The sequence below is a fragment of the uncultured Allobosea sp. genome, from assembly GCF_945956895.1.
Classification (GTDB): Bacteria; Pseudomonadota; Alphaproteobacteria; order Rhizobiales; family Beijerinckiaceae; genus Allobosea.
This window is the reverse complement of record NZ_CAMFJF010000022.1, coordinates 24,280-43,505: the sequence shown is the minus strand read 5'-3', so window position 1 is coordinate 43,505 and position 19,226 is coordinate 24,280. Positions and strand designations below refer to the sequence as shown.

At 67.0% G+C, this 19,226-nt stretch carries 19 protein-coding genes; 10 read left to right on the top strand and 9 right to left on the bottom strand.

Annotation, left to right across the window (positions count from 1 at the left end):
• The first annotated feature begins 88 nt into the window (after window positions 1-88).
• Entirely contained in the window at window positions 89-832 is a 744-nt protein-coding gene (locus tag Q0Q02_RS13845) for a glycosyltransferase family 2 protein (RefSeq protein ID WP_293810316.1), read from the top strand.
• The gene (locus Q0Q02_RS13840) at window positions 832-1,176 is read left to right on the top strand and encodes a lipid-A-disaccharide synthase N-terminal domain-containing protein (RefSeq protein WP_293810315.1); all 345 of its coding nucleotides are present in this window, start codon (window positions 832-834) and stop codon (window positions 1,174-1,176) included. Before Q0Q02_RS13845 ends, Q0Q02_RS13840 begins: the two co-directional genes overlap by 1 nt.
• A gap of 108 nt (window positions 1,177-1,284) precedes the next feature.
• Here the strand turns inward: Q0Q02_RS13840 and Q0Q02_RS13835 are convergent, their stop codons facing one another.
• The 5 genes from Q0Q02_RS13835 to fliL all read right to left on the bottom strand — a co-directional run bounded on the left by Q0Q02_RS13835 (window position 1,285) and on the right by fliL (window position 7,760).
• A complete protein-coding gene (locus Q0Q02_RS13835) occupies window positions 1,285-4,725 on the bottom strand; it encodes a hypothetical protein (RefSeq protein ID WP_293810313.1) in 3,441 nt (1,146 codons plus the stop codon).
• A 96-nt stretch (window positions 4,726-4,821) separates the two neighbouring features.
• The gene (locus Q0Q02_RS13830) at window positions 4,822-5,622 is read right to left on the bottom strand and encodes a hypothetical protein (protein ID WP_293810311.1); all 801 of its coding nucleotides are present in this window, start codon (window positions 5,620-5,622) and stop codon (window positions 4,822-4,824) included.
• On the bottom strand, window positions 5,619-6,074 hold the full coding sequence (locus Q0Q02_RS13825) for a DUF6468 domain-containing protein (protein ID WP_293810309.1): 456 nt from the start codon (window positions 6,072-6,074) through the stop codon (window positions 5,619-5,621). Before Q0Q02_RS13825 ends, Q0Q02_RS13830 begins: the two co-directional genes overlap by 4 nt.
• Window positions 6,075-6,083: 9 nt before the next feature.
• A complete protein-coding gene (fliM, locus tag Q0Q02_RS13820; RefSeq protein WP_293810352.1) occupies window positions 6,084-7,154 on the bottom strand; it encodes a flagellar motor switch protein FliM in 1,071 nt (356 codons plus the stop codon).
• Window positions 7,155-7,253: 99 nt separating this feature from the next.
• On the bottom strand, window positions 7,254-7,760 hold the full coding sequence (fliL, locus tag Q0Q02_RS13815) for a flagellar basal body-associated protein FliL (RefSeq protein WP_293810307.1): 507 nt from the start codon (window positions 7,758-7,760) through the stop codon (window positions 7,254-7,256).
• 285 nt (window positions 7,761-8,045) lie between these two features.
• On the opposite strand from fliL, the gene flgF reads away from it, so the two are divergent.
• The 6 genes from flgF (at window position 8,046) to Q0Q02_RS13785 (ending at window position 13,521) form a co-directional block, all read left to right on the top strand.
• Entirely contained in the window at window positions 8,046-8,789 is a 744-nt protein-coding gene (gene flgF, locus Q0Q02_RS13810) for a flagellar basal-body rod protein FlgF (protein WP_293810305.1), read from the top strand.
• Between the two features lie 21 nt (window positions 8,790-8,810).
• A complete protein-coding gene (gene flgG / locus Q0Q02_RS13805) occupies window positions 8,811-9,602 on the top strand; it encodes a flagellar basal-body rod protein FlgG (RefSeq protein WP_293810304.1) in 792 nt (263 codons plus the stop codon).
• 15 nt (window positions 9,603-9,617) lie between these two features.
• On the top strand, window positions 9,618-10,664 hold the full coding sequence (gene flgA / locus Q0Q02_RS13800) for a flagellar basal body P-ring formation chaperone FlgA (protein ID WP_293810302.1): 1,047 nt from the start codon (window positions 9,618-9,620) through the stop codon (window positions 10,662-10,664).
• An 18-nt stretch (window positions 10,665-10,682) separates the two neighbouring features.
• The gene (gene flgH / locus Q0Q02_RS13795) at window positions 10,683-11,435 is read left to right on the top strand and encodes a flagellar basal body L-ring protein FlgH (protein ID WP_293810300.1); all 753 of its coding nucleotides are present in this window, start codon (window positions 10,683-10,685) and stop codon (window positions 11,433-11,435) included.
• Window positions 11,436-11,819: 384 nt separating this feature from the next.
• Entirely contained in the window at window positions 11,820-12,296 is a 477-nt protein-coding gene (locus tag Q0Q02_RS13790) for a hypothetical protein (RefSeq protein ID WP_293810298.1), read from the top strand.
• Entirely contained in the window at window positions 12,289-13,521 is a 1,233-nt protein-coding gene (locus Q0Q02_RS13785; protein WP_293810297.1) for a biotin/lipoyl-binding protein, read from the top strand. Before Q0Q02_RS13790 ends, Q0Q02_RS13785 begins: the two co-directional genes overlap by 8 nt.
• 44 nt (window positions 13,522-13,565) lie before the next feature.
• On the opposite strand, the gene Q0Q02_RS13780 is transcribed toward Q0Q02_RS13785, so the two are convergent.
• The 4 genes from Q0Q02_RS13780 to Q0Q02_RS13765 form a co-directional block, all read right to left on the bottom strand.
• On the bottom strand, window positions 13,566-13,958 hold the full coding sequence (locus Q0Q02_RS13780) for a GFA family protein (RefSeq protein ID WP_293810296.1): 393 nt from the start codon (window positions 13,956-13,958) through the stop codon (window positions 13,566-13,568).
• Between the two features lie 311 nt (window positions 13,959-14,269).
• Entirely contained in the window at window positions 14,270-14,692 is a 423-nt protein-coding gene (dksA, locus tag Q0Q02_RS13775; protein ID WP_293810295.1) for an RNA polymerase-binding protein DksA, read from the bottom strand.
• A gap of 181 nt (window positions 14,693-14,873) precedes the next feature.
• Window positions 14,874-15,896: a hypothetical protein gene (locus Q0Q02_RS13770; protein WP_293810293.1), complete on the bottom strand. Its 1,023-nt coding sequence runs from the start codon at window positions 15,894-15,896 to the stop codon at window positions 14,874-14,876.
• Entirely contained in the window at window positions 15,871-17,244 is a 1,374-nt protein-coding gene (locus Q0Q02_RS13765; RefSeq protein ID WP_293810292.1) for an MBOAT family O-acyltransferase, read from the bottom strand. Before Q0Q02_RS13765 ends, Q0Q02_RS13770 begins: the two co-directional genes overlap by 26 nt.
• 363 nt (window positions 17,245-17,607) lie before the next feature.
• Between Q0Q02_RS13765 and Q0Q02_RS13760 the strand changes: the two genes are divergently transcribed.
• Both Q0Q02_RS13760 and Q0Q02_RS13755 read left to right on the top strand, forming a co-directional pair.
• A complete protein-coding gene (locus Q0Q02_RS13760; protein ID WP_293810291.1) occupies window positions 17,608-18,270 on the top strand; it encodes a CerR family C-terminal domain-containing protein in 663 nt (220 codons plus the stop codon).
• Window positions 18,267-19,226, top strand: a complete 960-nt coding sequence (locus Q0Q02_RS13755) for an HlyD family efflux transporter periplasmic adaptor subunit (protein WP_293810289.1) — start codon at window positions 18,267-18,269, stop codon at window positions 19,224-19,226. The genes Q0Q02_RS13760 and Q0Q02_RS13755 overlap by 4 nt, the downstream gene beginning before the upstream one ends.

Sequence of the window (19,226 nt, the reverse complement as noted above, 5' to 3'; positions counted from 1 at the left end):
CTTGCGCTCGAAACCGTTCTGCTCGAAGCCCTTGCCCTATCCGCCGCGCTGACGCAGTTTGCGGACCGTTTTTCCGGATGATGTCCCTTTGACCGAAACCTCTTCCCATCCGCTGCTCAGCGTCGTCGTGCCGGTGCGCAACGAAGTCGGCAATATCGCGCCGCTCGTCGCCGATATCGAGAAGGCCTGCGCGGCGATCGGCCCCTTCGAGGTCGTCTATGTCAATGACGGCTCGACCGATGGCACGGCCGCTGCGTTGGCCGAGTTGGCTGTGACGCGACCCTGGCTGCGCGTCGTGACGCATGCCCAGTCCTGCGGCCAGAGCGCGGCGGTGCGCAGCGGCGTGCGCCATGCCCGCTCGGCCATCGTCGCGACGCTCGACGGCGACGGCCAGAACGATCCCGCCTTCCTGCCGGAGATGGTCGAGGCCTTGCAGACGGCCGGTCTTCAGGCCGGCATGGTCCAGGGCCAGCGCGTCGGGCGCAAGGATACCGGCTTCAAGCGCTGGCAGTCCAAGATCGCCAACGGTGTGCGCGTGCGCGTGCTGAAGGACGATACGCGCGACACTGGCTGCGGGCTGAAATGCTTCCGCCGCGAGGCCTATCTCGCCTTGCCCTATTTCGATGCATTGCATCGCTTCATGCCGGCGCTGATGGCGCGTGAGGGCCACAAGGTCCTGCATGTCGATGTGCACGATCGGCCGCGACTCACCGGCGTCTCGAATTACGGCTTCTTCGACCGGCTCTGGGTCGGCGTCCTCGACCTGGCCGGGGTATGGTGGTTGATCCGGCGGCGTAAGCGCGTGCCCCAGATCGTCTCGGAGACGCTGTGATGCTGATCGACCTGCAGCAGACCATCGGCAACTATTTCCACGACGTCTTCGTCAACAATGTCGACTGGTGGGTCCTGCTCGGCGTCGTCGCGCAAGGGCTCTTCACCATGCGCTTCGTCGTGCAGTGGTGGGCGAGCGAGAAGGCCAAGCGCTCGGTCGTGCCGATGACCTTCTGGTGGTTCTCGATCGGGGGCGGCGCGCTGCTCTTGATGTACGCGCTCTATCGGCGCGACCCGGTCTTCATCTTGGGCCAAGGCTTCGGCGTCTTCGTCTATATCCGCAACCTGCAATTCGTCCTGCGCGCCAAGGCCCGTGGCGAGGACACGAATTCCGGGCCGGGTTAGAGCTGAACGTCATTCTCGGGCGCAGCGCAGCGTCGACCCGAGAATATCATGACGAGAAGGCGCTGGTTTCCGAGATGCTCGGGTCAAGCCCGAGCATGACGCCCTGTGTCAGCTCCGCGACGGCGGCGCCGCAGGTTCGGCCGCCGCGCCATCGGCGGGCGAGGGCAGCTTGTCGGCGGCAGGCGCCTGCGGCTTGCGCATCGCGGCCGAATAGGCCGGATAGCGCTCGCGATAGGCCTTCAGGAACTCCGAGAGCGTGTCGGCATTGGCGGTGGCGCGCGCCATCTCGCGGATATCGGAGGCGCGGGTCCGGTCCGCCCCGGTGATGAAGGCGAAGGTGCGGGCATCGGCGCCGCGCGCCATCTTCGGCGCGAACTTGCTGCGCAGCCGGTCGAGCGACAGGTTCTCGCTCCCCATCACATAGGAGACGCCGGCGCGCATCACATCGGCGCGCGCGCTGTCGCCGAGTGTGCCGTCGCCGCGCCAGCTTTCGCCAAGCAGGCGCTCATAGGCCTCGCCAGCCTCGCGCCAGCGGCGCCCGGTCCAGTAGATGTCGGCGCGCAGCCGGTCGATCTCGGGGCCGCGCTCGGTTTCCAGCATCTCCAGCGCCTGATCGGTGCGCGAGAGATCCGATAGCGCCTTGGCCTCGAGCAGCAGGCGGGCGCGCTTGACATCGGCCGGCAGTTCGACGAGCCGCGTCGCGTTGAGCGCACGAACCGCGTCGGCGGACTTGCCGTTCATCAGGTTGATCATGGCGAGCCGCGCCGCGACGGTGGAGCGCGCCGCGCCGCTGAGGCGCCGGTCCATCTGGTATTTCAGGATCTCGGCCGCCTGGTCGAGCAGGTCGAGCTCGACGAGCCTGTCGGCGAGCAGGCGGGTTATCTCGTCGCCGCGCCGGCCGATCGGCAGGAACTCCTTGAAATCGTAGAACAGTGCCAGCGCCTCGATGCGCGGCAGCTTGCCGAGCCCGCTGCCGCTGAACAACTCGGCAAAGCGCTGGGCCGTCTCGTCATGCATGCGACGGGTCAGCGGATCGTCGGGGAAGTTCTCATTGGCACGGCGCGCGACCATGAAGGCGTCGCGCCAGCGCTGCTGGTCGGCGTAGAGCCGGCCGAGCTCGGCCAGCGCCTCTATCTCCAACCGCCCGCCACGCCAGATGACCGAGACCGTTTCCAGCCGGGCAATGGCCTCGTCGACCTTGATGTCGGTGCGCTTCTCGGCATCCGCGAGCTTGACGGCGTGCAATTGCGCCTCAGCCGCGATCGGGCGGCTCTTCGCATCGAAGAGCGGCTTGTAGCCGTTCATCGCAGCTTCCGGGCGGCCGCCGATATCGTCGAGCCGCGCCTGAAGCAGGGAAAGATGCTCCTGATCGAAGCTGCCGCGCGGCATGTCCGCCAGCGCCTGGATCTGGCGTTCGGCCACAGCGATATCCTGCTGGGCGAGCGCGGCGCGTGCCGTTGCCTCGCGGAACAGGCCCTGGAGGTCGGCCGGGTAGCGGTCGATCACGGCCTCGGCCCGGCGAAAGCCGACGAGCGCCTGGGCGTTGCGGTTCAGGCGCTGCTCGACCAAAGCGCGCCAAAGCCCGGCCTCGACATCGTCCTTGATTGCACCGGCATCGAAGGCGGCCAATGCCTGCTGGTCGCGATGCATACCTGCGGCAACGACGCCCTTGAGGAACAGCGCCTCGCGGTTGCCGCGCATCGCCATGTCGTCGGCCAGCAGGGCGTTCAGCGGGCCGGCCGCCTCGGGCATCAGGCCGTTGGCCGCATAGAAGCGGGCAAGCGCCAGACGGGCTTCCGACTTGCGGCCGCGCGAGGCGTCGGTGACGTCGAGCAGGAGGGCACGGGCGCGCTCGCGTGGGTTGCCGTCGCGCAGCTTTGCCCAGGCTTCGCCATCGAGCAGCGGTGCCGCTTCCCGCTTCTCCACCCTCTCCTCGGTCTTATGGGCGGGTTCGCCGATGTCGAGCGAGATGTTGAGCCCGCCGCTGCGGCCGATGCGGACCTGTTCCGTGCCGGCGCGGACGGCGACGTCGTCGGCATGCGCCTGGACGGCCAGGCCCTGTGCGGTCGGGAGCAGGCCGAATTCGACGAACTGGTAGGGCTTGGGCGTCAGCCGGGTCGGGCCGGTCGCGGTCGCGACGGCAACGGGCAGGCCGGCGGGGCCGGCTTCCAGCCAGTGGATGCCGGTGAGGCCGGCAAGCGGTACCGCGACGATGGTCTGGCCGCGTTCGTCCATGCTGCGCTGTGGTTCGACCGGAGCGGCGGGACGCCCTGCATCCTCGCCGAGATCGAGCGACCAGGCCGGGCCGTTGTCGAAGAGGCGAGCCAGCGGCTGGCCGGCCAGCTTGAGCTTCACGAGGGTGACCTTGCCCTCGCGTGTCACCGAGTTGTCCTCGATCAGCTTGGGCATCACCCCGGCGAGCTTCGCCGGGTCGATGGTGTCGCGGGTGTCGAAGACCAGCGTCATCACGCCGGCATCGAGGAAGGCCGCTGCACCCGTGGGGCGGGTGAAGCGGAAATCCAGGCGCTTCCCGTCGACCGTGATGGCGACAGGGCCGGGCGGCACTTCAGGCGCGGCCGGTGCCGTGGCGATAACCGGGGCGGACGGTGCCGCAGCCCGCTGGGCCGCTGGCGGCGCTGCCTCGGGCTTGGCTGCAGCCTCGGCGGCTGCCGGTTTCGCGGCCGGCTGGGGTAGCGGCTTGCTCAGATCGGCGAGAGCGGGCGCTTCCTGCTTCACCGGGCGCAGCAGGTCGACGACCAGCCCGGTCTCGTCGCTGAAGCTGCGGGCTTGCCAGTCCTTGGGCAGGGACAGGGTCAGGCTCAGCGCCTCCTTGCCAGCCTCCAGTCCGGCGAGGCCGATGCCGGCAGGCAGGGCGTTGCGGATGGCGGCTACCTCGACATTCATCGACCGGTCGAAGACCAGCTTCAACGTTTCATCCGACAGGTCGCTGGTCAGCTTCGTCTCGGCCGGCGCCTTGAAGATAAGACGCTCCAGCGTCGGCAGGCTGGCCGAGTTCATCGTCAGGACGGCGGGCGGAGCCGCCGGTTGGCGAGCAGCCTCCTTCGCCCGAGCTTCGGCGAGGCGCAGGCGCTCGGTGAGCGCGGCGATGGCTTCCGGCGGCGGGCCGGGCATGACGCCGGACCAATTCTGCGGCAGGAGATCGATGAAGGCCTTTTCGCCGGCTTCGATCAGATTGGCCTTGTAGGGTTGCGTCAGCGCGAAGCGCATGCCGCGCCCGTCAGGGTCGACGCGGGCGACGGAGACGTAGTTGGGCAATTCGCGGGCGATGCGCTCGACATCGACCTGGACCTGGCTGCCGAAGGCGACGATCAGCACGCCGTTGGCGACGCGGATACGGGTCTGGATCGGCTCGTCGAAAGTCAGGGACAGCCGGCCGAAGCCTGCCGGCATGGCTTCGCCGCGCAGGTTCGCCCCGGCCGCGAGGGCAGGCGTCTCCAGGCCGGCGGCGAGCGCGAGAGCGGCCAGCCCGATACCGAAGGCGAGGGAGCGCGACAGACGCAAACCGTGATACTCGACCCAACGCGACACTGGGCCTCGCCACGTCCCGAGAACGCAGCGGCCCTCCGGCACGCTAGCGCGTCAACCATAATGGCGTCTTAACAGAACGGCCGTGGGTGGCCGCTTTCAGCGTTGCGGCGCGGGCATGATCGCCGGCAGCTCATTGCCGGGCAGGGGCCCTTCGTTGGTCACACGCTCGACGCTGGCGCTGCGGCCGCTGGTCGCGAGCGCGACGGTCAGCTTCTCTGCCCGGTCAGGCGCCATCGCCGCCAGGACTTCCGACATCTTGCGCGGGTTCATCTGCTGGACGACCGGCACGAGCACGTCGAGGCCGAGACGGTCGAAGACGCGCGCGGCGTCCTTCGGCTTCATCGCCTCGTACATGATGACGAGATTCTTGATGGCCTTGGCTTCCTCGATCGCGTGTTTGCCGGCCGGGCCGCCATTCTTCTCTTCCAGGGCCTTGAGGTCGCCGACGCGCCCGTCGAGCTTCTTTTCGGCGGAGTTCAGCAGGCGCTCGCGCATTTCAAGCTCGCGCATCCGGCCTTCCAGCTCCTCGCGGCGCTCGCCGAGACGCTCCAGGATCGACTTCTCGGCCGGGGAGCTCGGTTGGGCCGTGCCGTTGATGATACCGGCCTTGTTGTTGGGATTGGCCGCGCGGGCGGCTTCGGCCTTGGCCTCGGCTTCCTTCTTCTCCTCCTCCTTCTTCGGGGCGGGAGCAGGCACGGAGCCGGTCGTTTCCGGGTCGAAGACGCCGGGGGCATGAGCCCGTGCGACGGTCTTGGCGACGGGCGCCTGCGCCATGAGCGGCAGGGGGACGGGTATGTGGCCGGGGCCGGGCTCCGCCGTCCAGGCGAGCAGCTTCAGCGCCAGGAGACCCATGGCGCCGAGAATCACTGCCGGCAGGAGGCGGGGCCGTTCGATCACGCAGCCTGTTCCTCAAGGCGGCGGGCGGCGCGGGCGCGGATGGCGGCGGCGGACTGCGCTGCGCTCTCAAGGCGGGAGACCGGCGGCGGCGCGGCAGGCGTCTCGATCGGGGCTTCCTTGGCGCCGACCAGGGTTGCGGCACTGACGATCTGGCCGATGCGCTCCATCACAACCTGGCCGGCCTCGACCTGCGCGGCGAGGTCGGCGGCATAGCGTTCGGCGGTGCGCAGGCGCTCTTCAAGCGTGCGGTCGCAATCGCCGAGCGTCGACTTGAGGCCGGCGATGGCGCGCTCGGCATTGTCGGTCGCGGTGATCAGCGCGCCGACGGTCTGGCGCATGCCGGCTTCGTCCGTCTTCAGGCGCTCGATGCGCTTGGTCAGGATGAAGCAGGTGATGATGGTGGCGACGAGAAGACTGGCGACAAGCACGTCGGCGATGAGGTTGATCGTCATGGATCCTCTTCAGGTCGTGGCGCCGAGGTGGCTGGCGAGGCTGTCGAACGCGGCGATGGTGGTCTTGGAGCGGCGCAGCGGATTGACGACCTGGACGGCGATCTTGCCGTCGACCCGGCCGATCCGGCCTTCGGTGACGACGAAGTCGCCGCAGCGCAGCGAGACGGTGGAGTCCGGCCGCGCGTCGAACATCAGGGTGTCGCCGATCTCCAGCTTCATGACGCGCTTCAGCGGCATGCGGGTTTCGTGCAGCACGCAGGTGACGTCGACATCGGCCTGCCAGACCTCGGTCGCGAGATGGTTCTCCCAGATCGGATCGCGGCCCAGCTTCTCGCCCATGAAGCTTTCGAGCAGCAATTCGCGAATGGGCTCGATCGTGGCGTAGGGCAGCAGCAGGTGAAGCGCGCCGCCGCGACCCTCCATGTCGAACTTGAGTTCGACGCGGATCGCGGCATTGGCGGGACGGGAGATCGAGACGAAGCGCGGATTGGATTCGACGCGGTCGACCGTGAAGCGAACCGGCGAGAGCGGCTTGAAGGCGGCCTCCGCATCGCTCAGCACGAGCTCGATGACCCGGCGGACCATGCGGATCTCGATCGAGGTGAAGGGGCGGCCGTCGATGCGCGGCGCCGGCTGGCCGCGCTTGCCACCGAACATCGCGTCGAGGACGGAGTAGATCAGCGCCGACTCGATGGTGACCAGGCCGAAATTGTCCCATTCCTCGGCCTTGAACACCGAGAGCAATGCCGGCTGCGAGATCGAGTTCACATAGTCGCCGAAGCGCACGGAGCGGATGCTCTCCAGCGTGACCTCGACATTGTCCGTGAAGAAGTTGCGCAGGCTGGTCGAGAGCAGGCGCACCAGACGCTCGAAGATGATCTCGAGCATCGGCAGGCGCTCGTAGGCGACCGAGCCGGAATCGACGATCGCCTGGATGCCGTTGCGGGACGCGCCGTCGTCGCCGCTGGAGAAACCGAGCATCGTGTCGATTTCGTCCTGCGACATCAGGCGGTCGGTACCGCCCTCCTGCTCGCCATCCTCCTCGAGGATGTCGGGCATCGCCGCCCAGCCGGCCGCCATCCCTTCCGGGGTCAGCGGCTCGTCGCTCGGCGTGTTCTTGTCGCGCTCGGTGCTCATCGCTTCGCCGTCATCTCGGTGCGGTCAGGGCCGGAATCCGGCTCACTGCACCAGCAGTTCCTTGAACAGCACAGCGTCGACCTTGGCCGGATAGACGGTCAGGTTGACGCGGCGCAGCAGCTCTTCCTTCAGGCGGTACATGCCGGCCGAGCCCTCGAGATCGGAGGGGCGCAATTCGCGCATGAAGACCTGGAAGGCGTCCTCGACGCGGGGCAGCAGCGGCTTGACCTGGTCGGCGGCCTTGGAATCGGCGATTTCCAGCACGACCTTGATCTTCATGATCGGCTGGCGGTCCTGCTGGCCGCCATTGGACATGCTGATCATCATGTCCTTCATGTCCAGGAAGGCGATTGGATTCTTGGCCTTGGCCGCAGCTTCGGCGGCAGCGGTCTGCTCGGGCGAGGGCTTCTTCAGGAAGAACCAGCCGCCACCGCCGGCAGCCGCCAGCAGCACAACGCCGCCGACGATCATGAAGAGCTTCTTCTTGCTCTTCGGCGCCTCTTCGCCGGAGGCGCCTTCTTCCTTTTCCTTCTTGGGCTTCTTTGCCATCTCGTCACGCGCCCCGGGCCGTCGGGCCGCGTTCTGCCGCCCCTTCAGCCACCTTCCCCAATTACGGTTAACGTGTCGTTAAGGGCGGCAGAATTTGCCGGGCGTTTCTTGCCGTTCCAGCAGCATGTGCCGGGTCCGGGTGGGCGTCATGTTTCATTCGATATTGAGCGATATCAATGTGTTGCAGGATTTAACCATCCTGGCACGCCGCTTGCCGGTACCGGGCCGTGGCGACTGCGCTGGGGAGCGTCGAGGTCGCTGCGGGACATGATCGGGAGTTAAGCCGTGGAGAACGCGCTTCTCATCGGCCTGTCGCGTCAGGTGGCTCTGGCGCGCGAGCTGGACGTCATCGCCAACAACGTGGCGAATGTCGGCACCAATGGATTCAAGGCGCGCAGCGCGCGCTTCACCGAATTCCTCATGCCCGGCGCGAAGGCCGACGCCTTCAAGCCGGCCGACCGGCCGTTGTCCTATGTCATCGACCAGGGCACGCCGCTCGACCTGTCGCAGGGCGCGATGGAGCTGACCGGCAACCCGCTCGACGTCGCGCTGAAAGGTGACAACTACCTCGTCGTGCAGACGCCGAACGGCGAGCGCTACACCCGCGCCGGCTCCCTGACCATCGACCGCCAGGGCCGTCTCGTCACCCAGACCGGCCTGCCGGTGATGGGCGAGTCGGGGCCGATCGCCTTCGGCTCCAGCGAACATTCCATGCGGATCGCCGCAGACGGCACGGTCAGCAGCGACCAGGGCACGCGCGGCAAGCTGCGCCAGGTGCGCTTCGCCAATCCCGCGGCGCTGTCGAGCGAAGGCAACAACCTGTTCTCCTCTGCCACGCCCGCCCGGGCGGCCGGGCCGGAAGCGCGGCTGGAGCCCGGCGCGATCGAGCGCTCCAACGTCAAGGCGGTGGTCGAGCTGACCCGCCTGATGGAGGTGCAGCGCAACTACCAGAGCATCGCCAACATGATCACCAAATCCGACGAACTGCGCAGCCGGGCGATCTCGCGCCTGGCCGACCAGCAAGCCTGATAGCGGAAAGGAGCACGCATCATGCGCGCCATGCAGACAGCCGCGACCGGCATGATGGCCCAGGAGATGAACGTCCAGGTCATCTCCAACAACATCGCCAACGTCCGGACCACCGGCTACAAGCGCCAGCAGGTCCATTTCCAGGATCTGCTCTACGAGAACTTCCGCCGCGCCGGCTCGGCGACTTCGGACCAGAACACCCAGGCCCCGGCCGGCACCTTCATCGGTTCCGGCGTCAAGACGGTCTCGACCGGCCGCGTCATGACGCAGGGCAATATCAGCCCGACGGAAAAGCCCTACGACCTCGCCATCCGCGGCGAGGGCTTCTTCCGCATCCGCATGCCGGACGGCCGCACCACCTATAGCCGCGACGGCTCCTTCGACCTCGATGCGCAGGGCCAGCTCGTCACCCGCGACGGCTACCAGGTCGAGCCCGGCATCACCGTGCCGAACAACGCCTCCAGCGTCAGCATCAACGCGCAGGGCATCGTCGAGGCGATGCTGCCGGGGCAGACGGCGCCGCAGCAGCTCGGCCAGATCCAGCTCGTGCGCTTCGTCAACAAGGTCGGCCTCGAGTCGATCGGCGACAACCTCTACATCGAGACGGCCGCCTCGGGGCAGCCGATCGACGGCTTCGGCGGCGGCGAGGGCTTCGGCACGCTGCAGCAGAACTACCTCGAAGAAGGCAATGTGCAGGCCGTCACCGAGCTCTCCTCGCTGATCGCGGCGCAGCGCGCCTACGAAATGAACTCCAAGGTCATCACCGCCGCCGACCAGATGATGTCGGCGACGACCCAGATGTTCCGCGGCTAAGGGGGGATCCGCATCATGATCCGCCTGTCCCTGATCGCCCTGGCTCTCTCCGGCACCGCCGCCCTGGCCGCGCCGCAGCATGTCCAACCCACGCCGGTCGCGGTCGCCTCCGCCGTCGCGGCTCCCGCAGCGGCTGCGCTGCCGTCCAGGCTGCAACTGCGCCCCGAGATCAATCTCGCGCGCGATCTCGTGACCTTCGGCGACCTCATTCCCGGCCTTTCCGGCGAGGCTGCCGCGATCGCCGCCTTCCGGGCGCCGGCGCTGGGCGAGACCGGCACCATCCAGGTCGCCCGGATCATCGAGGCGGCCCGCACGGCCGGCATCGTCCGCGACGCCGGCGAGATTCTGAGCCAGGGCTTCGCCCAGGTTGTCGTGACCCGCGCGGCCCGTCGCGTCACGGCCATGGACCTCGAAGCCGCCGTGAAGACCGGTTTGCAGGAGCGCTTCGGTGTCGATGCCCGCATCTTCGCGCTGTCGATCGATGGTGGGGCGCCGAGCGTCGCGGTCGAGCCCGAGCTGACTGGCGATGTCTCCGTGGTCGACCTTTCCTTCGACGCCCGCTCGCGGCGCCTGCAGGCCCGGCTCACCGTTCCCGGCAGCACCGCGATGCGCCTGAAGCCGCTGCGCATTTCCGGCCAGCTCGTCGAGACCATGGAGGTCGTGGTGCCCAAGCGCCTGATCGCCCGCGGCGAGACCCTCGGCAAGGACGATGTCGTCATCGAGCGTCGCCCGCGCGACGGGCAGGGTAGCGAAGTCATCGGCGATGTGCGCGCTGCCATCGACAAGGTTGCGCGCCGTGCCTTGCTCGCGGGCGTGCCGCTGCGCGGCGGCGATGTCCAGCGCGAGGAGATCGTCGGCAAGGGCGATCTCGTCACCATCGTCTACGAGGCGCCGGGCCTGCTGATCACGCTGCGCGGCAAGGCCAACGAGGCCGGTGCGATGGGCGATGTCGTCTCCGTCACCAATCCCCAGTCGAAGCGCGTGCTGCAAGGCAAGGTCAGCGGGCCGGGGCGGGTCTCCGTCCAGCCTTCCGCCGCCGGCCGCGTCGCCAGCGCTCAGTAAAGTTTCGTGGAAACCGCCATGTACGCCAATCGTCTCGCCAAGCTTTCCGGGCTCCTGCTGCTGACCGCCTCGCTCGGCGCCTGCGGCATCGGCGACCGCCTCGCCAATGTCGGCCAGGCGCCGACGCTGTCGCCGGTCGAGGACCCGACAGCCGCCAAGGGCTACAAGCCCGTGCAGATGCCGATGCCGGAGGTGGCCCACGCTTCCTACGCGCCGAACTCGCTCTGGCGCACCGGCTCGCGCGCCTTCTTCAAGGATCAGCGCGCCCGCAATGTCGGCGACCTCGTCACCGTCAAGGTCAAGGTCACCGACAAGGCCCAGCTCAACAACACGACCAAGCGCAGCCGCAAGAATGGCGAGGATTTCGGCGCCGACAACACGTTCGGCTACGAGAACAAGCTCGACAAATTCCTGCCCGACGGCGCCAAGGCCTCGTCGCTGCTGAAGCTCGACTCCGATTCCTCCAGTGAGGGAGCGGGCTCGGTCAACCGCTCCGAGACGCTCGCGACCAATGTCGCAGCGGTCGTCACGCAGAACCTGCCCAACGGCAACCTCGTGATCGAAGGCAAGCAGGAGATCCGCGTCAATTTCGAGATCCGCGAGCTGATCGTGGCCGGCGTGATCCGGCCCGAGGATATCGAGTCCGACAATACCATCGACTCGACCAAGATCGCCCAGGCCCGCATCGCCTATGGCGGCCGCGGCCAGATCACCGATGTCCAGCAGCCGCGCTACGGTCAGCAGGTGATGGATATCCTGCTGCCCTTCTGACTTGCACGAACGGTTTCCACGAAATCCCGGACGGCGCGGAACGCTCCCCCTTGTCTCCGCGCCGGACGGGCGGCGGTCTCTCCCGAGCCGCCACCATCCCGGCCGCCCGCCACGCTCCCCAAGCTTATGAGGTCGGCGGCCAGAAGCCCCGCGTTCTCCCGACGCGGGGCTTTCCATGGCTCCTTAGAGAGGCTGTTTCTGTCGGGATATGCGCTCCAGATCGTGGACAGGCCTCGGCATTGCCTGTTCCATGCAACGGCAATGCGAAGCATGTTGACCCAAGGGCATCCTTCCGCTGTCATAGCGGCGTACCGAGGCGGCGACGAGATGCGATCGTAGCGGTGCAGCAGCTTTGACTATGCCTCCGGCGAGAGGAGTACCGTCATGACGGCAGCCGTTCACCCCGCCGCTCCGCATATGCTCCCGTCGTTCATCACCGCGCCCGGCGAAACCGACTATCTGTTGATCATCGCCGGCATCACCCTCGTCGGGGCGGTGCTGGGCGTCGGCCTGCTCTTCCTGCGCCTGCACACCTTGCCCGAGCGCATGGCGCACAGGGCGCACAAGCTCCAGTTCGAGATCGTGGCGGTGCTCGGGCTGCTTGCCCTGTTTACACATATCCATTTGTTCTGGGTGGCCGGGCTCCTGCTCGCGCTGATCGACCTTCCCGATTTTTCCGGAACGTTCGGCCGGATGGCGAGCGCTTTGGAGACGATTGCGGGCAAGGCGCCGGATGAGAGCCAGGACACGGGTACTCCAGCAGCGGAGGCGGCGGTCGTGACGCCGGTCAAGGCGTCGCCGGAGAGCCCGCCGGCCGCCCTCGGCAACGTCGCCAGCACCGAGGAGAAGGGCAATGCTTGAGCTCCTCATCTGCTCCCTGCTGACGATTCTTCCAGACTATCTCTATCGCCGTTTCGTGCAGGGCAAACGTTTCGGCCGCGAGATCACGCTCTTCTCGGTCTGGTTCGAGCTGCGCTGGGGCATCGTGACCTGCGCCATGCTGACGATCGCCCTGATCACGGTGATCTTCTACAATCACCCTTCGACGACGAATGCGACCGTCTTCTTCCGGACGGTGCCGATCATTCCGGAGGTCAATGGCCGCGTCGCCGAGGTGCATGTCGGTCTCAGCCAGGCGGTCGCCAAGGGCGACGTGCTCTTCACCCTGGACAACAAGACCCAGGCCGCGGCCGTCGAAACGGCGCGCCGCAAGATCGCCGAGGCGGATGCCGCGCTCGTGGTCGCGAAGACGGATATCCTCGCCAACGAGGGCAAGATTCAGGAAGCCAGGAGCTCCCTGCAACAGGCCCAAGATGAATTGCGGACCAAGACCGAGTTGCAGCGGCGTAACGATGCAGTCGTGGCTGCTCGCGAGATCGAGCGGCTCGAGAATCTCGTCGCGGGGCGTGAAGCCGCCGTCCTTTCGGCCACGGCTGCGAGAGACACGGACCAAGCCCAGATCGCTACGCTGCTTCCTGCCCAGCGCGCCAGCGCCGAGGCCGCGCTCGCTCAGGCCGAGGCTGAATTGCAGAAGACGGTGGTGCGGGCTGGCTTCACCGGGCGGGTGGAGCAGTTCACGCTGCGGGTCGGCGACATCGTCAATCCGTTCATGCGCCCCGCCGGAACCCTCATTCCGGAAGAAGCGGGGCGGGGCAGGCTTCAGGCCGGTTTCAACCAGATCGAAGCGCAGGTCATGAAGGTCGGCATGGTCGCCGAAGTCACCTGCATCTCGAAGCCCTGGGTGATCATTCCGATGGTGGTGACAGGCGTGCAGGATTTCATTGCCGCGGGGCAGGTCAGGAGCGGAGAGCAATTGGTCGATGCGCAGCAGGTGGTCCGGCCCGGCACCATCCTGACTTTCCTGGAACCGCTCTACCAGGGCGGACTCGATGGCGTGACGCCCGGCAGCAGCTGCATCGCCAATGCCTATAGCAGCAACCACGACGTCATCGTCGCGAAGGAAACCGGCACGCTGCGACGTATCGCGCTTCACGCCGTCGATGCGACCGGGTTGGTGCATGCCATGCTGCTGCGCATCCAGGCGCTGGTTCTGCCGGTGCAGTCCCTGGTCTTCAGCGGGCACTGAAAGGAGCGCGGCTTTCGTCGCGCGCCTCGGTTCGTCCCTTTCCGCTATTCTTCGAAGCGGCCGGTGGCGGTGCGGTCGCGCTCGTATCGCCTCTCCAGCGGAAAGGGCGGCAGCCAGGCTTCGCGCCTGACGGTCCAGAGCTCATAGGTCGGCACCAACTGATCCGGCGCATCCAGGGAGCCGAGGTTGACCTCGATCTCGTCGCCGGAGCGCCCGAAGACCGGAGAGCCGCAGCGCGGACAGAAGAAGCGTCCGTCGTAGCCGCGGGCCTCGCCGGCGATCGTCACCGCATCCTGCGGGAAGATTGCCGAGGCGTGGAAGAGGGCGCCGTGATGCTTGCGGCAGTCGAGGCAATGGCAAATGCCGACCCGGTAAGGGCGCCCCGATGCCACGACCCGGAGGTCGCCGCAGCGGCATCCGCCGGCGAAACGGTCCATGCGGCATTTCCCCTTGCTTGGCAGCAGTGGCCACAGGCTAGAGCAATTTTCGACCTGACTGAACCGTCAGGCCGTCATTGCGAGCGCAGCGAAGCAATCCAGGGGGGACTGGGTTGAACCCTCCAGCCCAGTCCCCCCTGGATTGCTTCGTCACTTCGCTCCTCGCAATGACGGTTCAGTCGGGACGAAAACCGATCTAGGGCAAGCAGCGCCCCGACGAAAATTTCCATCGAGGCAGGGCCCTTCACGCAAAAAGGCCCCGCGCCTTTCGACGCGGGGCCTTTCGAGAAAGCTGGTTGGTTTGCGGCCGCTCAATCGTCGCGGAAGACGCGCTCGTTGCGCTCGTGGCGCTCCTGCGCCTCCAGCGAGAGCGTCGCGATCGGGCGGGCTTCGAGGCGCTTCAGCGAGATCGGCTCACCGGTTTCCTCGCAATAGCCGTAGGAGGCGTCGTCGATCCGGGCGATGGCGGCGTCGATCTTGGCGATCAGCTTGCGTTGCCGGTCGCGGGCGCGCAATTCGATGGCGCGATCGGTTTCGGAGGAGGCCCGGTCGGCGATGTCCGGGTGATTCTCGCTCTCCTTCTGCAAGGTAACCAGGGTCTCCTTGGCCTCCCGCAGGATCTCGTCCTTCCAGGCGAGGAGTTTGCCGCGGAAATATTCGCGTTGACGGTCGTTCATGAACGGCTCGTCATCGCTCGGTTTGTAATCCGCCTCGAGGATGATCTGCTTCGACATGGGCGCGCTCTCTCAGTTGTCGACTCACGCACCCATCGGCTGTGCCGCGGAAGGTGGGCCGATTTGGCGCCCTTATAGCGATCCGTTTCAAGCGGAACAATCGCTTCCGACAGGGCTTCAACGGCTTCGTGAAAAGAGGTGTTTCAGCCCCTGTTTCTGACGGATTCGAGCGGTTTTGGGGTCAGTCGAGCTTGCTGATGGCGTCAGCGATGTCGGCTTCGACCAATCGGGCGATCGGCTGGCGATAGTGACTATGGTCGAAGAAGAGGCTGGAGTCGCGCAGTTCGGGCCGGTCGACTCGCCAATCGACGAGTGCCGTGCGCGGGCGCCGGGCCGCCAGATCGGCGAAAGCCTTGCGACAGGCGGCGTCGGCGGCTGCATCGCGCGTGCCGGGCTTCGACAGGGCGGTGACATAGACCGGCGGGCGCAGGAGAATCAGCGCGGTCTCGGCCGGAGCCGTTTTCATCAGCGCCTCCAGTCCTGTTGCGGCCGGGAAGGGGCCATCGATATTGCCGCCGCCAGCCTCGAGCGGCTTTTCCAGCCTGGCGATGATCTCGGGATTGGTGCCGTAGCCCTGCACGCCATAGTTCGATTCGTAGTCCCAATAGCCGTCCGGGCGGGCCCGCTCGGCCTTGCGCGAGGTCAGGTAGGAGATGCGGCGCGGCAGTTCCTCCAGCAGGTCGAAACGCATCAGCCCGCCGACATAGTCGGACAGGCTGCGGCTCAAGAGCCAGAAGGGGAAGGGCTTCTCGTTCGGCAGTGCGGGATTGGCGGTGCACCAGTAATTGTCGATGCCGACGATGATCGCCTTCGGCGGCGCCTTCCGATGGTGGCGCAGGAACCAGTCGATCGTCGCGAACACCTCCTTCGGCATGGTGGCCGGCGCGATCAGCGAGACGAAGGGAATGCTGGTCCTGACGCGCAACTGCTCCGGCGAGATCAGCTGGATATGCGAATTACCGAAGATGGCGCCGGTGAAGCTGGGATCGCGGCCGCGGCTCGCGAGCGCCGTCCGCGGCCCCTGCGGGCGCACGCCCTCCTTCAGCTTCAGCGGCGAGCGGCCGGAATCATAGGGGTCGATCAGGAAGGCGGCTGCAAGGAAGGCGGCCGCGATCAGCACCGCCGCGCTCAGGAAGGTGCCGGTGAAACCCGTCCACTTCGCCGCCCGAGCGGCCAGCTCAGAACTGGAAGTAGATGAATTCATAATTGGCGTCTTCGCCGATCTTCAGCAGGATGATGACGAACAGGAGTCCCGCCAGGATCGCGAGCCAGCGGGCGGGCGGCAATTTGTGGACGAGGTTCCAGGCGGTGGGGCCGATGATGGCGAAGGCTGCGGCCGGCAGCAGGGCGCGCCATTTGAAGCCGGTGCCGATCGGGCCGAAGCCGAACAGGCCCTTGTAGATCGCGAGCGCAGCCTGGAAATTCGTGGCCCGGAACAGCACCCAGCACAGGACCACGAACAGGAAGGTGAGGCACCAGCCGAGAACCGCCGGCATCGGCAGGCCGGCGCGGCGCCAGAACAGGGCGACGATCAGCGCCAGCCCGTGGGCGATGCCCCAGGCGACGAAGGTGAGGCCGGCGCCGTGCCAGAGCCCGCCCAGCGCCATCGTGCCGAACAGGGCCCAGACCTGGGTCGGCAGGCCGCTGCGGGAGCCGCCGAGCGGAATGTAGAGGTAGTCGCGCAGGAAGCGCGACAGCGTCATGTGCCAGCGCCGCCAGAAATCCTGGATCGAGAGCGAGCGATAGGGCGCTTCGAAGTTCTGCGGCAGCACGATGCCGAAGAGCAGGGCGAGGCCCAGCGCCATATCGGTATAGCCGGAGAAGTCGAAATAGATCTGGAAGGTGAAGGCCAGCGTCGCCTGCCAGGCTTCCATGAGGCCGATGACCTTGCCCGCCGCGGCCGCCGCGAAGACCGGGTTGGCGTATTCGGCCAGGGGATCGCCGATCAGCACCTTCTTGGCGAGGCCGAATGTCAGCAGCAGCAGGCCGCGCGCGATCCGCTCGGCCGCGTCCGGGCGCTGATAGGGCCGCTCGTCGAGCTGGTGCATGATCTCGCGCCAGCGCACCAGCGGGCCGGCGAGCACCTGCGGGAAGAAGGCGATGTAGAGCGCGTAGCGGACGAGATCATAGCGCGGCGCCTGCCCGCGCCGGAGATCCGTCAGGTACATGATGTGGTGGAAGGTGAAGAAGGAGATGCCGAGCGGTAGCGCGATGTCGAATTTCGGTGCCGGCAATCCGGGAATCATTCCGGCGAGATCGATGAAGAAGTTGAAGTATTTGAACACCGCGAGCACGGCGAGATTCAGGGCGATCGCGAGCGTGATCAGCACGCCCGACTTCGTCTTCTGGAAGGCCTCGGCAATCAGCCAGTTCAGCCCGATCGAGAGCGCCAATAGCGGCAGGAAGCGCCAGTCCCAGTAGCCGTAGAAGGCGAAGGACAGCGCCACCAGCACCGGCAGCCTCAGGCGCGGCGCGAAGCGCTCCGCCGCCCAGTGAAGGGCGAGCGCAAGCGGCAGGAAGGCGAGCAGGAAGGCGAAGGAATTGAAGAGCATCGGGCGGGAAGCGGATCAAAGGATGGCTGCCGCCTTAGACCATTATGGTTCGCGAGTCATGTCGGGCGGGCACTGGAGCGGAATGAGGCGCCCGGTTGTGTAGAAGCCTTCGTCTTTCCGGGGCAGGCCGCAGGCCTCAGCCCGGAATCCAGAGCCGATGTCTTTTGTGAGTTTGAGCAACGGCTCGATCGGGTTCTTCCCGGAGCCGGCATCGGTTCTGGATTCCGGGCTCTTCGCTTCGCGAAGCCCCGGAATGACGGCGTGATCTCGTGAGAGACATGCCACGCGATCGTGCCGGCTTTTCCTGCTTATGTTTTCAATCAATCGATTGATTGAAAACAGCGCTCATGCTACATGGAGGACATGATAACCGTTTCAGACAGCGATGCGGGAACGCGCGAGGCGTTGATCCGGGCCGGGCTCGACCTGTTCGGGCGGCATGGCTTCGAGGCGAGCTCGACCCGCGAGATCGCGCAGGCGGCCGGCGTCAACAGCGCCGGTATCGCCTATCATTTCGGTGGCAAGGACGGCCTGCGCCAGGCCTGTGCCGAGGCCATCGTCGCGACGATGAGGCAGCGGGTCTTCGGCGCCGCTGCGACGATGCCGCCGCTCGACGGGCTCGCGCCGGAAGCAGCGGTGGAGCTGCTGCTCGCGATCATCGGGCGGGTCACCGCTTTCGCGGCGCAGGCACCGGAGAGCGAGACCATCGCGCGATTCGTCGTCCGCGAGATGATGGAGCCGAGCGCGGCCTTCGAGACGCTCTACGAGGGGCTTGTCGGTCCGGTTCATGGCCAGGTCTGCCGGCTCTGGGCAGTCGCGACCGGGATGGAGCCCGAGGCGCAGGAAACCAAGCTCGCGGTCTTCGCGACGATCGGGCAGGTCATCTATTTCCGGCTCGCCCGGCCGGCGGTGATGCGTCGCATGGGCTGGAAAGCCATCGATACGGCTGAGAGCGAGGCGATCGCCGGGGTCATCGGCAACAATGTCCGCGCGAGCATCGCCAGCCTGCGGGAGGGACGGTCATGATCCTCGGCTTCCTCTGCTCCTTCGGGCTGATCGCGGCGAGTTTCACGGCCTGCGGCGGCGACACGGTCCGGATCGCCGGTTATGTCGAGGGCGAATATGTCCGGCTCGGGCCGATCGACACGGCCCGGATCGAGCGCATCGATGTCCGCCGGGGCGATCGCGTCGAGGCTGGCAAGGTCGTTGCCGCGCTGGAAAGGACGGATGCGGAGAACACGGTCCGGGAGAGCGAGGCGCGGCTGGTGCAGGCGCAGGCGCAACTGGACAACCTGAAGATCGGCAGGCGCCCCGAAGAGATCGCGGTGATCGAGGCCAATCTGGCTTCGGCCAAGGCGCAGCAGCGCGAGGCCGAGCGGGCCCTGGAGCGTCGGCAGGATCTGCTGCGGCGCGGCGTCTCGACCCAGGCCGATTTCGACCAGGCGGAAACAGTGCGCGATGTCGCCGCCGCGAGCGTCCGCCAGAATGCCGCCAACCTGGATGTCGCGCGCCTGCCGGCGCGTCCGGACGAGATCAAGGCGAGCGAGAACGCGGTGGAGCAGGCCAAGGCTGCCCTGGCGCAGGCGCGTTGGCGCCTGTCGCAACGCCAGCTCGTCGCGCCTTCGTCCGGACGGATCAGCGACGTGCTGCGCCGGGTCGGCGAACTGGCGGGTCCGAGTGCACCGGTGCTGCTGATGCTGCCGGACGGTGCCGCCAAGCTGATGCTCTATGTGCCGGAGCTCAGGATCTCCGGCGTCACGCCCGGCATGAGGCTCGATGTCCGCTGCGACGGCTGCGCGCCCGGGCTGACGGCGACCGTGACCTATGTCTCGCCCGAGCCCGAATTCACGCCGCCGGTGATCTACTCGGCGCAGACGCGCCAGAAGCTGGTCTACCTGGTCGAGGCGCGGCCGGATGGCGGGCCGCAATCGGCCTTGCAGCCCGGCCAGATCGTCGACGTGACCTTGCGGGGGGGCCGGTGA